Raw genomic sequence first — 15,627 nt, 5'->3', positions numbered from 1 at the left:
CGTCGGCGCTAGTCGTCGGTGGTGCGAGCGGCGTGCGGAGGAACGGCGTGCGACTCGCGGTGCGGAGCGGAACCGACCGGCGGCCAGACCACGAGAAGGAACGCGGCGATCGGCCCCAGGAACACCGTCAGCACGAACCATGCCAGCGCAGATCTGTTCCGGGTGCGCGCGAAGCCGCCGGCGAGAATCGCCACGGTGACCCACAGGGCGGACACGGTGGGTCCGAGGTAGTCGACGTCCATGCCTCGACCCTACGACCCCGTGCGCGATCGTGTCGCGGACGTTCAAGCGCGCGCCGGTGCCGGCTGCCTACCGTGGCTGCATGACCACAGAGAACAGGACCGGCGTGACCGGCGCGCACACGACCGAGGGCCGACCGAACAGCGCGACCGCCCTCACTCCCTTCCTCGCCGTTCCCCGGGCGCGAGAGGCGATCGACTTCTACCGGGGCGTCTTCCGCGCGCGCGTCATCGACGTCACCGAGTTCGGCGGTGTCGTCGCCCACGCGGACCTCGACTTCGGGCTCGGACACCTGCAGCTGGGCGAGCCGAGCCCGGACTATCACCTTGTGCCCGCCCCGTCGGGAGATGATGACTGCTACTCGATGGGGCTCTATGTCTCGGATGTCGACGCCGTCGTCGAGCGCGCCGTCGCCGCGGGAGCGACCGTACGGGAGGCGCCGTCCGCGTTCGTGTCGGGAGACCGATTCGCCAGCATCCGGGATCCGTTCGGCGTGCGCTGGTCGGTGATGACACGGGTCGAGGACCTCTCGGACGAGGAGAGCGCGCGACGGGTCGCCGAGTGGGCGGCCTCGTTCAGCGCTGCGCCGTCCGACGACGCGAGCTGAGAGCGGTCTCGGCAGCGCGACACACGGCGGGGAGCAGTGCCTCGGCCGTGCGCCGATAACCGAGCGGGCTGGGGTGAAAGCGGTCGAGGCTGAACATCGCTTCCGGATCGTCGAAGAACATCGGACCGACGGCGCGGCGGAGGTCGACGGCGTGCGCGCCCTCGGCATGGGCGGTCTCGGTCTGAACCCTGGCGAGTCGACGCGACATGCCGGACATCAGCCGCCGCAGAGGCTGTGGCACCGGGCGGAGCGCGCCGAGGTCGGGGCAGGTGCCGACCACGACCTCCGCATTCCGCGCGCGCAGCCACCGGATCGCCTCTCGAAGGTGCTGAGTCGAGACAGCGACGGGGATGCGGTGCGTCACGTCGTTGCCCCCGACCACGATCACAGCGACGTGCGGCACGTAGTCCTCGGGCAGACCGGCGAGCTGAGCGGCGAGGTCGGGCGACTCGGATCCGACGACGGCGGCGGTGCGCAGATGCACCGGTCGCCGCATCCGTCGCGCCAGACCCTTGGCCAGTCGTCCGCCCAATGTCTCCTTGCGCCGCTCGGCGCCGAGACCGGCCGCCAGCGAGTCTCCGAGCACGAGCAGATCGACCGGCCGGCCGTCGAGCGAGCGACGCCAGACCCGGTCGGCGTCGATCGACTGCTCGCCGAGCGGCTTGCCGATGCGTCGACGCGCGATCGCAGCCTGTCGGGTGAGGACGGCCCGGACTCCGACGACGGCCACCGCGGTGGCGACGCCCACCGCCGCGACGGCGACGTACGGCGGTCGGCTCATGCTCCGATTCGACCCGAATCGCGTGAACGCCGAGTGAACGGCGTCCGGGGACGTCAGGACAGGGGCTTGAGCTCCAGTTCGGCGGCACCCGCCGAGACGGTCGCGAACTCCGTGTACCCGTCGGCAGCCGAACGCTCCAGCAGGGCCTTCACATTCTTCGTGCGCCGTTCCAGCCGCACCCGCGCCCCGGACGCCACGAGACCGGCCTTGTGTCGCACGAGCTCGGCGACCGGGACATCGGCGTCGTGGATGAGCACCACCGCGCGCTCGCCGGCATCCGCATCCTCTGTCACGAGGTCGACGAGGCGCTCGAAGCCCAGCGAGAACCCGACGGCAGGGACCTGCTGACCGAGGAAGCGGCCGATCATCCCGTCGTAGCGGCCGCCACCGCCGAGCGAGTACGACACCGACGGGTGCGCGAGCTCGAAGATCGTGCCCGTGTAATAGCCCATGCCGCGCACGAGGAACGGATCGAAGACGAGCGGGATGTCGGAAGCGTCTCGCCCGGCGGCGACGGCCTCGCCGATCGCGACGAGGTGTCCGACGATCTCGTCGGGGGCGTTCTCGGGGAGCGCCTTGCGGATCTGACGCTCGCCGAAGGGGTTGTACTCCATGGTCTGCGGGCGCACGAGGAACGCCTCGAACGCATCGACGGCCGATGGCGCCGAACCGCGCTCGCGCAGCTCGGCGGCGACGCCGTCGGGGCCGATCTTGTCGAGCTTGTCGATCGTGATCAACACGCCGGGGCGCTCGTCGCCGGTGAATCCGAAGCTGTCGAGCATCCAGTCCAGCGCTCGACGGTCATTGATGCGCACGGTCGCGCCCTCGAGACCCAGCGCGTCGACCGCGTCGAGCGAGGCGACCATGAGCTCGGCCTCGGCGCGCGACGAGTCGTCGCCGATGATGTCGATGTCGCACTGCACGAACTGGCGGTAGCGACCCTTCTGCGGACGCTCGGCACGCCAGACCGGGCCGATCTGGATCGAACGGAAGACGCCGGGCAGCTGAGCGCGATTGCTCGCGTAGAAACGTGCGAGCGGCACCGTGAGGTCGTATCGCAGGCCCAGGTCGGCGAGAGCACTCTGATCGGCCGCCGCGTCGCGGATCGCCTCGGCGTCGAGTCCGCGCCGGAGCACGTTGTAGGCGAGCTTCTCGTTGTCGCCGCCGATGCCGGCGTGCAAGCGCGAGTACTCCTCGAGCGCAGGCGTCTCGATCTCGTCGAAGCCGTGCGACCGGTAGCGATCGCGGATCACGGAGAGGACGCGCTCGCGGCGGGCCTTGTCGGCGGGGAGGATGTCGCGCATTCCGCGCGGCGGGTTCACAGTAGCCACGCCTCCATCTTTCCAGGTCGGCGAGGCACGCCGTGGCCTCAGGCCCCCGATTCCGCCTCACGGACCTCGGCCTCGGCCGCTCGGAGCCGTTCCCGCAGCGCGCGTTCGGCATCCCACCCCTCGGCGCGCGCGACAGACACGAGGCGGAGCAGAGCATCGCCGAGTTCAGCCTCCGAGGTCGGTCTCGAAGCGGGCTCTGCGCCGGCCGCACCCTCCTCCGACTGGGCGATGCGGACGCCCGCTCCCTCGGCTCGCCCGACGATCTTCTGCGCGAGCGCGAGCGCCGGCATTCCGCGCGGAATGCCCTCGAGAACGCTGCGTCTCGTGCGCTTCTCCGCGGCTTTCGCGGCGTTCCAGTGCATCAGCACCTGTTCGGGTGTCGTCGCGGTCTCGCCGGCGAAGACGTGCGGATGCCGCCGCACCATCTTCTCGGTGAGGGTCTCGGCGACATCGTCGATGTCGAAGGGGTCGTCGGGATCCTGCGCGGCGATCGCCGCGTGGAACAGCACCTGCCAGAGCAGATCACCGAGCTCTTCCCGCAGATCCGCCCGCGTGCCGCTCTCGACCGCGTCGATCACCTCGTGCGACTCCTCGATCAGGTAGGGCACGAGGTCCCGGTGGGTGATCCGCTGCGACCAGACGCAGCGATCCCGCACGTCGCGCATCGTGTCGGCGGCCGCGCGCAGCGGATCGCGATCGTGCGTGCTCATAGCGCCACGGCATTCAGTCGTCGATAGGTGCGGGCGCGGAGCGACACGATGATCCCCGAGAGCACGAGCGCCGACAGCGATCCGACCAGCACGCCGAGGATCGCCTGATCGCGCGTGCCCGCGTCGTCAGCGAACGCGAGGTTCGCAAGCAGCAGCGAGACGGTGAATCCGATGCCGCCGAGCGCGCCGGCCGCGAAGATGTCTGCGAACGGCAGGGCCGGTGCAGAGCCTCGCGGACGGATGCGCATCGCCAGCCAGCCGAACAGCGAGATGCCGATGATCTTGCCGACGGGCAGTGCGACGACGATCCCCCAGAACGCGGGCGAGAGCTGTGACGGCGCGAGAGCGGGGATCACCACGAAAGCGGCGACGAACGCGAAGATCGGCAGGATCGCGCCGTTCACCGTCGGCTCGAGCGCGTGCCGCGTGCGCGCGGCGGGAACCGGCGACATCACCAACCCGAGCATCACGCCGGCGATCGTGGCGTGGATGCCGGACGAGGCCACGAGACCCCAGGTCACGATGCCGACCACGATCATCGCGACGGCGATCGCAGCATGCCCCGTGGCATGGAGCAGTCGGCTGAGCAGCCAGAAGGCGACCACGCCGACGACGGCGAGCGCGAGGAAGAGCCACTGCACGTCGTGGGCGAACAGCACGGCGATGAAGATGATGCCGATGATGTCGTCGAGGATCGCCAGAGCGAGGAGGAAGACGCGAACGTTCGACGGGAGCCCACGTCCGAACATCGCGAGCACACCCAGCGCGAAGGCGATGTCGGTCGCCGTCGGGATGGGCCAGCCGGTGGCGGTCGCCGAGTCGCCGGCGATGAGCAGGTAGACGGCGATCGGCACCAGCACGCCGCCCGTGGCGGCGATCGCCGGCTGCACGGCCTTGCTCGGGGAATCGAGTTCGCCATGGGTGAGCTCGTGCCGCAGCTCGATCGCGACGACGAGGAAGAACACCGCGAGGAGTCCGTCTGACACCCAGTGCTCGATCGAGAGGTCGAGGTTCGTGCCGGGGACCGCGATGTGGAAGTCGAGGACGCCGGCGATCGCATCGTGCGAGGGCAGGTTCGCCAGGAGCAGCCCGAGTCCTGCCGCGACGAGCAACAGGACAGCGGGGAACTGCTGCCCTCGGAGGGGGTTCGCGGAGATGCGCATCGCCCCCATGGTAGTTGTGGCCGCCCCCGGCGTCTCGCATCGTCATGAGTTCAGAGCACGGCCCCGACCCGGGATACTCTCGAACCGTGACCCCCGAACACGCCTTCCCCGAGCCCACCGACACCTCAGCCATCCGCATCATCGGCCGCTTCGAGGCCGGCCGCGGCATTCCGGATGCGATGCGCTCCGACGTCCGAATGCTCGGCGCCCTCCTCGGCCAGGTCCTCAAGGAGTCGGGAAGCGACGGCCTCTTCGAGGACGTCGAACGGCTCCGTCTCGCCACCATCCAGGCCTACGACGAAGAGACCTCGGACGCCTTCGAGCGTGCCGCCGCGATCGCCGAGTCCTTCAGCATCGCCCGCGCCGACGAGGTCGCCCGTGCATTCACGTGCTACTTCCACCTGGTGAACCTCGCCGAGGAGCATCAGCGCGTGCGCGTGCTGCGCGAACGCGCCGGACAGCCGGGGCGCGAGGATGCAGCCGACACCGTCGCCACCGCCTACGCCCAGCTGCGTTCCGAGGTCGGCGACGACGAGGCGCGCCGCCGGCTCGAGGGACTCCGCTTCCACCCCGTCTTCACGGCCCACCCGACCGAGGCGCGTCGCCGCGCCGTCTCGTCGAGCATCCGCCGGCTGTCCGAGCTGCTCACCCAGCACGACGCAGCGAGCGAAGGCGGGGCCGAGGAGCACCGCGCCCGGCGCCGGATGCTCGAAGAGATCGACACTCTCTGGCGCACGGCGCCGCTGCGCGCGCAGAAGCCGTCTCCCACCGACGAGGTGCGCACTGTCATGGGCGTCTTCGACGAGACGCTGTTCACGACGGTGCCGCACGTGTACCGCCGAATCGACGATGCTCTGCGTGGGGACGACTCGGGTTCGACCGCACCCGTCGTGCCGGCGTTCGTGCGCATCGGCTCGTGGGTGGGAGGCGACCGGGACGGCAACCCCTTCGTCACCGCATCAGTCACCCGCGAGGCCTCGCAGATCGCCGCAGACCATGTGCTGCGCGGACTCGAGCGCGCGCTCGAGCGCATCGGCCGCACCCTGACTCTCGACGCCGACGACACTCCCCCGAGCGCCGACGTCATCGCACTCTGGGACCGCTTCGCCGCGGCCGAGCCGCGCCCCGCCGAGGAGCTCGGCGCGCGATCACCGGGCGAGCCGCACCGTCGGGTGCTGCTCGCACTCGCACACCGCGTGGGTGCCACGCGTCGCGGTGAGGAGGCGCGTTACTCCGCGCCGGAGGAACTGCTCGCCGATCTGCGCGCGGTGCAGGCCTCGCTGCGCGACGCCGGTGCCCAGCGTCACGCGTTCGGCAGCGTGCAGCACCTGATCTGGCAGGTCGAGACCTACGGGTTCCACCTGACCGAGCTCGAGGTCCGCCAGCACTCCCAGGTGCACGCCAAGGCCCTCGCCGAACTCGAGGGCGGCGAGGCGATCAGCGCGCAGACCGAGGAGGTGCTCGAGGTCTTCCGTGCGGTCGCCGACATCCAGCGGGATCGTGGCCTCCGTGCCGCCGGCCGATACGTCGTCTCGTTCACGCAGGCTGCCTCGGACCTCGCGAACGTGCACCGGCTCGCGAAGCACGCCCTGGGTGACGACGCCCCGGTACTCGATGTCGTGCCGCTGTTCGAGACCTTCGCCGACCTTCAGGCCGCCCCCGAGATCCTGGCGGAGGTCGTGACCTACCCGGAGTTCCGCCAGCGGCTGGACGCGACCGGCAACAGGCTCGAGGTCATGCTCGGCTACTCCGACTCGTCGAAGGACGTCGGTCCTGTGGCGGCGAACCTCGCCCTGTACGAGGCCCAGCAGAAGATCGCCCAGTGGGCGAAGGACCAGGGGCTCGAACTCACGCTCTTCCACGGTCGCGGCGGCGCACTCGGCCGCGGTGGCGGGCCTGCGAACTCGGCGATCCTCGCCCAGCCGCCGCACTCGGTCGACGGTCGCTTCAAGCTCACCGAGCAGGGCGAGGTGATCTTCGCGCGCTACGGCGAGCCGGCGATCGCGATGCGCCACATCGATCAGGTCGCCGCCGCGACCCTGCTCGCCTCCTCTCCCACCGTCGAGCAGCGCACGAGCGACGCGGCGGCCCGCTTCGCGGACATCGCCGACGTCATGGACCGCTCGTCGCGCGAGCGCTTCTTCTCGCTCGTGAAGGCCGAGGGCTTCGCGCCCTGGTTCGCCACGGTCACCCCGATGGAGGAGATCGGTCTGCTCGCCCTCGGATCGCGTCCGGCGCGACGCGGCCTGTCGGTCGAATCGCTCGAGGACCTGCGTGCCATCCCCTGGGTCTTCGCGTGGACGCAGGCGCGCATCAACCTGGCCGGCTGGTTCGGGCTCGGCACCGCACTCGCCGCTGTCGGCGACGAGGCCCGGCTCACTGAGGCGTACCAGGAGTGGCCGCTGCTGCGCACCATGATCGACAACGTCGCGATGAGCCTCGCGAAGACCGACGAGCGGATCGCCCGTGAGTACCTCGCCCTCGGCGACCGCGACGACCTCGCCCAGCTCGTGCTCGACGAGATGACGTTGACGCGAGAGTGGGTGATCCGTCTCACGGGTGGAGTCGGACTGCTCGAGAACAAGCCGATCCTGCAGCGCGCCGTGCAGCTGCGCACGCCTTATGTCGACGCACTCTCTCTGCTGCAGCTGCGCGCGCTCCGAGCTCTCCGAGACCCCGCCCAGGCGACCGGATCCGGCTCGGACGACGAGCAGCGTCGGCTGCTGCTGCTCTCCGTGAGCGGCGTCGCAGCGGGTCTGCAGAACACCGGGTGACCTCTCGTCCGCCGACGAGTGCGGTGTACCGGGATGCGAGAGGGCTCGCGTCCCGGTGCCCGATAGAGTGAAAACTCCGCCCGATCCGGCGACCCCTCACGCGACACGATCGCCTTCTTCCCATCCCCCGTCAGAAAGTTCTCGCGTGACCGCTTCGTCCTCCGCCGACTTCCACCCGCTCGCCGATTCCGTGCAGCCCGTCTTCGACACCGTGCTGGCCCGCAGCCCGCACGAACCCGAATTCCAGCAGGCCGTGCACGAGGTGCTGCACTCGATCGCCCCCGTGCTCGAGCGGAACCCGCAGTTCGTCGACGGCGGGATCCTCGAGCGCCTCGTCGAACCGGAGCGTCAGATCCTCTTCCGCGTCCCCTGGGTCGACGACTCGGGGCGTCTGCAGGTGAACCGCGGCTACCGCATCCAGTTCTCCTCGGTGCTCGGGCCGTACAAGGGCGGACTCCGCTTCCACCCTTCGGTGAACCTCTCGATCATCAAGTTCCTCGGCTTCGAGCAGATCTTCAAGAACGCGCTCACCGGCCAGGGCATCGGCGGCGGCAAGGGCGGCTCGGACTTCGATCCGCACGGCCGCTCCGACGCCGAGATCATGCGCTTCTGCCAGTCGTTCATGAACGAGCTGTACCGGCACCTGGGCGAGCACACCGATGTTCCCGCGGGCGACATCGGGGTCGGCGGGCGCGAGATCGGGTACCTGTTCGGCCAGTACCGCAAGATCACCAACCGCCACGAATCGGGCATGTTCACCGGCAAGGGCACCGGCTGGGGTGGCGCCGAGGTGCGCACCGAGGCCACGGGCTACGGAGCCGTGTTCTTCGCGGAGGAGATGCTCGGGGTCCACAACGAGTCGCTCGACGGCAAGCGCGTCGGCGTCTCGGGGTCGGGCAACGTCGCGATCTACGCGATCCAGAAGGCATCCCAGCTCGGCGCGACCGCGGTCACCGCATCCGATTCCTCGGGGTACGTCATCGACGACGCCGGCATCGACGTCGATCTGCTGCGCCAGATCAAGGAGGTCGAGCGCGCTCGCATCGTCGAGTACGCGAACCGCCGCTCCGGGGCACGCTTCATCGAGGGCGGCAGCGTCTGGGAGGTGCCGGTCGACATCGCCGTGCCCTCTGCCACGCAGAACGAGCTCGACCTCGATGCCGCCGAGGCGCTCATCGCCAACGGCGTCCGTGCGGTCTCCGAGGGCGCGAACATGCCGTGCCTCCCTGCCGCTGTCGAGGCGTTCCAGAGCGCAGGCGTGCTCTTCGCTCCCGGCAAGGCCGCGAACGCCGGTGGAGTCGCGACCTCTGCTCTCGAGATGAGCCAGAACGCATCCCGACAGCGCTGGAGCTTCGAGGCCAGCGAGAACCGACTGCGCGAGATCATGGGCGACATCCACAGCGCCGCGTTCGACGCCGCCGAGCGCTATGACGTCGCGGGAGACTACGTCGCCGGCGCGAACATCGCCGGTTTCGAGCGCGTCGCGGGCGCGATGCTCGCGCAGGGCGTCATCTGACCGCTCTCTCCTCGTTTCGAATCGCGCACTGTGCAGGTTTCCATCGTCGATTCCTGCACAGTGCGCGATTCGAACAGCGGGTGAGCGCCGTCAGCTCTTGTCGACCGGCACCTTGACGACCTTGTTGAACCCGGTCACCGCCTGGTTCTCGTCGAACGCGACCACCTTCTTGCGGAAGCCCTTCGTGATCACGGCGAGGTAGATCAGCCCGAGCGCGGTCCAGGTCAGACCTCCGATGAGCGCGTCCTGGTGCAGATTGGCCCACAGCAGACCCGTGAGCAGCATTCCGATGCCGGGCATCACGATGTAGTTGACGATGTCCTTCGGCGTCTTGCGACGGCCCTTGCGAACCGCGAACCACGCGATCACCGAGATGTTGACGAACGTGAACGCGATCAGCGCGCCGTAGTTGATCCACGCCGCGATCAGCTCGAGGGTGAAGGGGATCGCGAGCAGCGAGATCGCACCGACGAGCACGATGTTGAACGTCGGTGTGTGCGTGCGGGGATTGATGTAGCCGAACGCCTTCTGCGGCAGCACGTTGTTGCGTCCCATCACGAGCAGCATGCGCGAGACCGAGGCGTGCGACGCGAGGCCCGAGGCGAGGGTCGCGCAGAACCCCGCAGCCGTGAGGACCGCCATCAATACATTGCCGCCGACCAGGTTGCCGATGATCGGCAGAGTGGAGTCCTCGACGTACTGCATGTCGCCCCCGGGCGCGAACTCGTTCCAGTCCGGGAACCGCAGCTGCGTGACGTATGCGGCGACGAGGAAGATCGCGCCGCCGAGCAGCACGGTCAGCAGGATCGCCTTCGGCATGATCTTCGGGTCCTTCGCCTCCTCCGCATACATCGTCACGGCGTCGAAGCCGATGAACGAGAAGCAGACGATCGTCGCCCCCATGAGCACTGCACTCATGGTCGCGCCGTCGTGGATGAACGGGGCTGCGGATGCGATCGTGGCGGCGCCCTCTCCGCGCATCAGCTGTGCCACGACCATGACCACGAACACCACCATCACGACGATCGAGAACACGAGCAGGATCATGTTCATGTTCGAGGTGCCGCGCATGGTCATGTAGATGATCGACGTGACGAGGATGCAGTAGAGCACGACCCAGATCCAGCCGGGGATGTCGGGGAACAGCGCTTCGAGGTAGCTGCGGATGATGAGGCAGTTGACCATCGGGAGCAGTACGTAGTCGATGAGCGAAGTCCACCCGACCATGAAGCCCAGGTTCGGATGGATGGATTCCCGCACATACGTGTACGCGGATCCGGCGCTCGGGATCGCGCGGGAGATCTTGCCGTAGCTGATGGCGGTGAACACCATCACGACGAGTGCGACCAGGTAGGCGGCGGGAACCACGTTGTCGGTGTCGCGCGCGACCATGCCGAACGTGTCGAAGACGACCGTCGGGGTCATGTAGCCGAGGCCGAGACCTACGATCGCCCAGAGGCCGAGATTGCGTCTGAGTGTTCCGCCGCCTTGCGCGAGCGGCTTCGTCTTCGTGGCCATGTGCACTCCCTCGAGAACTGCGCAGGGGCCGGTCTTCGGGTCGTCCGGCGCTGTGAGCAACAGTATGGACCAGCGCTATTCATCAGCGGAAGAGATAATCGGATTCGAAATGCGCATTTAACATCGTCGTTTCGCACGTTTTTCGAAGGTTCGACTACCAGCCTTCCGTGAGCACCCTGTCGAGCACGGCGATGACATGGTCGGCGCTGTGAGCGTCGAGACACAGCGGAGGCTTGATCTTCAGCACGTTCGAGCGCTCCGAGGTGGTCAGGACGATCACCCCGAGCTCGCGCATCCTCTCGCAGATCGCAGCGGCCTCTGCGGATGCCGGCTCGAGCGATTCCCTGTCGCGCACAAGCTCGACGCCGAGGTAGAGCCCTGCCCCGTGCACCGCTCCGATGAGCGGATGCCGATGCCCCAGCTCACGAAGACCCTCGGCGAGTCGCGGTCCGATCTCGCGTGCATTGCGCTGGACGTCGTCGTCGATCATGGCGTCGAGCACGGCGATCCCGACCCGGCAGCTGAGGCTGCTTCCGCCCGCCGAGGAGAAGAACTGCCCCTCGGTGCTCAGCGCATCGGCGATGCGCTTCGAGGTGATGACGCCTCCGATCGGGAACCCGTTGCCCATGGGCTTGGCGATCGTCACGATGTCGGGCACGACGCCCGACTGCTCGAACCCCCAGAAGGTCGTGCCCATGCGCCCGAACCCGACCTGCACCTCGTCGGCGATGCAGAGGCCGCCGTGTGCGCGCACGCGCTCGTACGCGCCGGCGAGGTAGCCGTCGGGCAGGAGCACTCCCCCCGCATTGCCCAGCACCGATTCGCACAGGAACGCTGCGACGTGTCTGCCCTGTTCGGCGAGACCGTCGAGGTCATCGCCCAGGTCTGCCAGATATCGATCAGCCGAGCCCGCACCGCGGTACGTGCCTCGGAACGGGTTCGCAACGTCGGCCACGTGCACCCACTCGGGACGGGAGTCGAGCGCATGCGGATTGTCGTACGCACTGGTGGTGACCGCGTCGCTGGCCATGGTCCACCCGTGGTACGCCTCGCGGAGCGCGACGACGGTGCGCCGACCTGTGGCCGCCTGCGCGAGACGGAGCGCGAGGTCGACCGCCTCGGAGCCGCTGTTCACGAGCAGCACCGTGTCGAGCCCGCTCCCCGCGGGCATGAGAGCCGTCAGACGCTCGCTGTACTCGGCCAGGTCACGGAAGAGGAACCGCGAGTTGGTCGCGAGGGTGCGAAGCTGGCGAGCGGCGGCCGCGGCGATCGCAGGGTGCCCGTGTCCGAGGCCAGCGACGTTGTTGACCATGTCGATGTAGCTGCGTCCGGTCGTGTCGATCAGGTGATGACGCCAGCCCCGCTCGATCTGCGGCGGGTGCTCGTAGTAGCGTTCCTGGGCTTCGGCGAACACATGCGCACGACGCTCGAGCTCGTCGGCCGATTCGTCTCGTCGCGCCCGGGACGCGAGGCCGAGCAGCACAGCGGGATCCGCGGCGAGGCGCGACCAGGCGGGCACTCGCTCGGGCGCCACGAGACGCGCCCCGTCGCCGGACCCCGGCAGGTCCGGCGCGTCGGCCCGGCGCACCGCCAGCACCAGGGTCCTCCTGTCGAAGGATGCCGCGAGCTTGCCGATGTTCTCCCCCGCGGCGACCGTGGCCGGACGCGCCGGCTCGAGGTCGGCGGCACGGACTTCGACCACCCAGCCGTCGGCCGTGGCGATGCGCACGCGGTCGCCGTCCACCGACAGCTCTCCCGCCACCGGGGCGAGCAGCCGCGACGACGGCCCCGGGGCGATGTGCAGCTCGGTCTCGATGGGCCAGGTCGCCGCGGCATCGGCCGTGTCGACGGCGGTGCGCGTGAGACGGAAGGCGCCATACGGCATCACGGCCACGCGCGCGCCATCGGCGAATGCCCTCGCGATCAGCAGATCCTCCGCATCGGACGCGGCCCACCGACCCGCATCGAGCGCGTCGGACTCGACCCCGGCATCGATGACCGACAGAGGACCGCTGACATCGGGCAGGAAGCCGATGACCTCGCCCGCGACCGGGGTGGCGATGAACTCCTGCGCCTCGAACCCCAGCCTCGCCACCACATGCTCGGTCGCCTCGACGAGCGGCAGCGCGGTCGCCGCATCGAAGATCGCCTGCTCGGCCGCAATCCGCTCCCGCGCGTAGTCGTTGTCCCCGTCGATCTCGAGCTGTCGCCAGCCGCTCGCCACGAGCAGCGACGCGCGCAGCACGATCAGCGGCCACACGGCGAGCGCCTCGTGCCGATCCAGTGGCGCCTCGGCATGGAAGGCGGCGACGGTGTCGAGCACGCGGAGCGGACGATCCGGCTCGTGATGAAGCATCGACGACGCGCACACGGCGAGTTCTGCGACGCGCCAGCCGAGGCCGAGGTCACCCAGATCGAGCACGACGCGCGGGTGAAGGCGCGAATCGGCCCCGCGCGCGCCCATGACGTTGTCGTCCGTGAGGTCGCCGTGGATCGGCTGCACGCGCAGTGCATCCGCCACGCGTGACACCGCCGCATGCGCGTCGTCGGCGGCGGCGAGCACCTGTCGCCGCAGCACCGGCTCGGCGATCGAGGGCGCGAGCTCGCGGACTTGCGCATGCGCGACCCGCATGTCCCACATCTGGTCGCGGTCGAGCCCTGGATGCTCGAGCGCGGCGAGTGCGTTCACGGATGCCGCAGCGAGAGTGCCGAACTCGGTGAGGACGACGGGTGCGAGGTACCCCGCGTCGACCAGCGGCTCGCCGTCGGCGAACTCGCTGCGGCGTACTGCGAAGCCGCGCCACCGCTGCGTCAGCGCGCCGTCGAGACCGGGAAGCACGGCGGGAACGCGAACTCCCGCAGCCCGGTAGGCGTCGAGGGCGAGGTGCTGGGCGTCCCGGGCGTCATCGCCGAAGACGGGATTGTCGACGCGGAGCACGCTGCGCGAGCCGTCGGGCTCGGTGAGTGAGAAGTTGCGATCCTGGTTGCTGCCCAGCTCCGTCGCGACGGCCTCGATCCCGTAGCACTCGCGCGCGATCAGCGCAGCATCGGCACTGCTGATCGCGGGCCGCACGAGTCCCGCGCCGGTGCTCACTCGCGACCCGCCGACCTGCCGCCGCCGTCGATCCGCACGTCGTCTGCATGCCTCGCGAGCGATGTGCCGTATCTCTCGGTCAGCTGCACCATCAGGTCAGGGGTGTCGCGGTCGACGCCGAAGACGTGACCAGGGAAGTCGAGCTCGGGCTGCGCGGCGGCGATCTCGGCATCGCGGTCAGGAGACAGCAGCTGCACCGGGTCGCCCACCGCGACCCACCCGATCGGCACGACGGAGCCAGCGGGGAGCACGGCGCGTCGGTGCACGATGGCGTTCACCCGCACCTCGCACCGATCACCGATCAGAGCGCCGTTGAAGACACGCGCGCCGGACGCGAGGAAGACCTCCTCGCCCACCGTGGCTCCGGCGATGCTCGCGAGCGTCCCGACCAGCGTGTGAGACCCGACGTGCACGGCGTTCGCCGCTGTCGCACGGATCAGCGCGTTCTCCATCACGATGACGTGCGCGCCGAGCCGGATGGGACCTCCCTCGGCCGTGATCACGGCGCCATGCAGCACCTGGCAGTGCGGGCCGATCTCGACGTCGCCGGAGATGACGGCGGTGGGAGCGACGACGGCGGTGTCATGAATCCGGGGCCGAGCCCCGAGGTGCTCGTACAACATGACGCCAGCGTAGCGCCGTCGGGATGGTGGAGTGGCTCCCGCTACTCCTTGGTCGCCGCGCGCCCTCTGAGCACGCCGACGACAGCCGTCGCGAGGAACAGCACGATGCCCACGACAGCCAGCCACAGCAGTCCCTCGACGAGGAAGCCGAAGACCGACAGTGCGGCCCAGACGACGAGGAGGAGGATCAGGAGAATCCACATGCGTCCAGCATGCGGGCAGGAGGAGTGACCGAACAACCCGTTGACGTACGCGGCGCGGGTGGGTAGCGGCGACGCTGCTACGCTGACGGTCATGAAATGCCGGTGACCCGATCCCCACTCTCCGCCTCCGCACGCTGATCAGCGTGCCCGGGGCGTTCTCGATCGAAAGGCATCTCATGCACCCCACCGTCCTTCCCCTGCTCGGCCGCACCGCACTGGTGACCGGTGTCTCGCGCCGACGTGGCATCGGATTCGCGACCGCGACGGCCCTCGCCGCCCTCGGCGCGAACATCTTCTTCCATCACTTCCGTCCCCACGATCTCGATCACCCGTGGGGCGGCGACGACCTCGACGCGGTCAGGGCGGGCATCCGCGACGCGCTCGCGCCCGGAGCGGTGATGGGCGACGCTCACGCCGATCTCCGCGACCCGGCGAGCATCGAGCCGCTGCTGGACGCGGCGTCGTCACTGTCGGGCAGGCTCGACATCGTCATCTGCAATCAGGCGATGAGTGGAGGGGACGGCACGATCTTCGACATGACCGCCGACCGCCTCGACGCGCACTGGCAGGCCAATGCGCGCGCGTCGCTGCTGCTGACGGCCGGGCTGGCTCGACGCCGACGCCAGGAGCTCGGCGGGGTCACGACCGCCGCGGCCCGACCCGGCGACAGCATCCCGTCACTCGGCCCCTTCGAGAAACCCACGGGCCACGTCGTCTGGATGACGTCGGGTCAGGGCCACAGCGCGATGCGCGGAGAGATCTCGTATGCCACGAGCAAGGCGGCGCTCGCGGGCATCACGCGCTCGACGGCGGCCGAACTGCTCGATGTCGGCCTCGTGCTCAACACCGTGAACCCGGGTCCGGTGAACACGGGCTACCTCGATGCAGAGACGACGGATCGGGACCTGTCGGGCGTCGACGAGTGGATCTCAGGGACGCCGTTCGGGCGAGTCGGCCGCACGGACGACCCTGCTCGCCTGATCAGCTGGCTGTGCACGGACGCGGGGTCGTGGGTCGTCGGACAGGTGCTGACGACCGACGGCGGATTCTCGCTCTGAAGAGACCGA

At 69.3% G+C, this 15,627-nt stretch carries 13 protein-coding genes; 4 read left to right on the top strand and 9 right to left on the bottom strand.

Annotation, left to right across the window (positions count from 1 at the left end):
• Positions 1-8 precede the first annotated feature (8 nt).
• Positions 9-242: a hypothetical protein gene (locus AC3WS6_RS07540; protein ID WP_492500424.1), complete on the bottom strand. Its 234-nt coding sequence runs from the start codon at positions 240-242 to the stop codon at positions 9-11.
• Positions 243-322: 80 nt separating this feature from the next.
• Between AC3WS6_RS07540 and AC3WS6_RS07535 the strand changes: the two genes are divergently transcribed.
• Complete coding sequence (locus AC3WS6_RS07535) at positions 323-847, top strand: VOC family protein (RefSeq protein WP_492500423.1); 525 nt, start codon at positions 323-325, stop codon at positions 845-847.
• Here the strand turns inward: AC3WS6_RS07535 and AC3WS6_RS07530 are convergent.
• The 4 genes from AC3WS6_RS07530 to AC3WS6_RS07515 all read right to left on the bottom strand — a co-directional run bounded on the left by AC3WS6_RS07530 (position 816) and on the right by AC3WS6_RS07515 (position 4,832).
• Positions 816-1,628, bottom strand: a complete 813-nt coding sequence (locus tag AC3WS6_RS07530) for an SGNH/GDSL hydrolase family protein (protein WP_492500422.1) — start codon at positions 1,626-1,628, stop codon at positions 816-818. The two genes, AC3WS6_RS07535 and AC3WS6_RS07530, sit on opposite strands and share 32 nt — an antisense overlap.
• Positions 1,629-1,681: 53 nt before the next feature.
• The gene (locus AC3WS6_RS07525) at positions 1,682-2,932 is read right to left on the bottom strand and encodes a histidine--tRNA ligase (RefSeq protein ID WP_492501465.1); all 1,251 of its coding nucleotides are present in this window, start codon (positions 2,930-2,932) and stop codon (positions 1,682-1,684) included.
• Between the two features lie 65 nt (positions 2,933-2,997).
• Positions 2,998-3,669: a nucleoside triphosphate pyrophosphohydrolase gene (locus AC3WS6_RS07520; RefSeq protein ID WP_492500421.1), complete on the bottom strand. Its 672-nt coding sequence runs from the start codon at positions 3,667-3,669 to the stop codon at positions 2,998-3,000.
• Positions 3,666-4,832 (bottom strand): Na+/H+ antiporter NhaA, encoded by a 1,167-nt coding sequence (locus tag AC3WS6_RS07515; RefSeq protein WP_492500420.1) that lies wholly within the window; start codon positions 4,830-4,832, stop codon positions 3,666-3,668. The genes AC3WS6_RS07520 and AC3WS6_RS07515 overlap by 4 nt, the downstream gene beginning before the upstream one ends.
• An 86-nt stretch (positions 4,833-4,918) precedes the next feature.
• Here AC3WS6_RS07515 and AC3WS6_RS07510 point away from each other — a divergent pair, with 86 nt between their 5' ends.
• A complete protein-coding gene (locus AC3WS6_RS07510; RefSeq protein ID WP_492500419.1) occupies positions 4,919-7,606 on the top strand; it encodes a phosphoenolpyruvate carboxylase in 2,688 nt (895 codons plus the stop codon).
• Positions 7,607-7,751: 145 nt separating this feature from the next.
• A complete protein-coding gene (gdhA, locus tag AC3WS6_RS07505) occupies positions 7,752-9,122 on the top strand; it encodes an NADP-specific glutamate dehydrogenase (RefSeq protein ID WP_492500418.1) in 1,371 nt (456 codons plus the stop codon).
• Positions 9,123-9,212: 90 nt separating this feature from the next.
• On the opposite strand, the gene AC3WS6_RS07500 is transcribed toward gdhA, so the two are convergent.
• The 4 genes from AC3WS6_RS07500 to AC3WS6_RS07485 form a co-directional block, all read right to left on the bottom strand.
• Positions 9,213-10,640, bottom strand: a complete 1,428-nt coding sequence (locus AC3WS6_RS07500) for an APC family permease (protein ID WP_492500417.1) — start codon at positions 10,638-10,640, stop codon at positions 9,213-9,215.
• Positions 10,641-10,794: 154 nt separating this feature from the next.
• Positions 10,795-13,734 carry an aminotransferase gene (locus tag AC3WS6_RS07495; RefSeq protein WP_492500416.1) on the bottom strand — a complete coding sequence of 980 codons (2,940 nt, stop codon included), beginning with the start codon at positions 13,732-13,734 and terminating at the stop codon, positions 10,795-10,797.
• Positions 13,731-14,357: a gamma carbonic anhydrase family protein gene (locus AC3WS6_RS07490; RefSeq protein WP_492500415.1), complete on the bottom strand. Its 627-nt coding sequence runs from the start codon at positions 14,355-14,357 to the stop codon at positions 13,731-13,733. Before AC3WS6_RS07490 ends, AC3WS6_RS07495 begins: the two co-directional genes overlap by 4 nt.
• 41 nt (positions 14,358-14,398) lie before the next feature.
• The gene (locus tag AC3WS6_RS07485; protein WP_492500414.1) at positions 14,399-14,560 is read right to left on the bottom strand and encodes a hypothetical protein; all 162 of its coding nucleotides are present in this window, start codon (positions 14,558-14,560) and stop codon (positions 14,399-14,401) included.
• A 176-nt stretch (positions 14,561-14,736) separates the two neighbouring features.
• Here AC3WS6_RS07485 and AC3WS6_RS07480 point away from each other — a divergent pair, with 176 nt between their 5' ends.
• On the top strand, positions 14,737-15,618 hold the full coding sequence (locus AC3WS6_RS07480; protein ID WP_492500413.1) for an SDR family oxidoreductase: 882 nt from the start codon (positions 14,737-14,739) through the stop codon (positions 15,616-15,618).
• The last annotated feature ends 9 nt before the right edge of the window (positions 15,619-15,627 follow it).

The sequence above is a fragment of the Microbacterium sp. EB106-03-03-XG65 genome (genome assembly GCF_058791955.1).
Note: the sequence above shows the minus strand (reverse complement) of the source record. Positions and strands in the feature narration are given on the sequence as shown.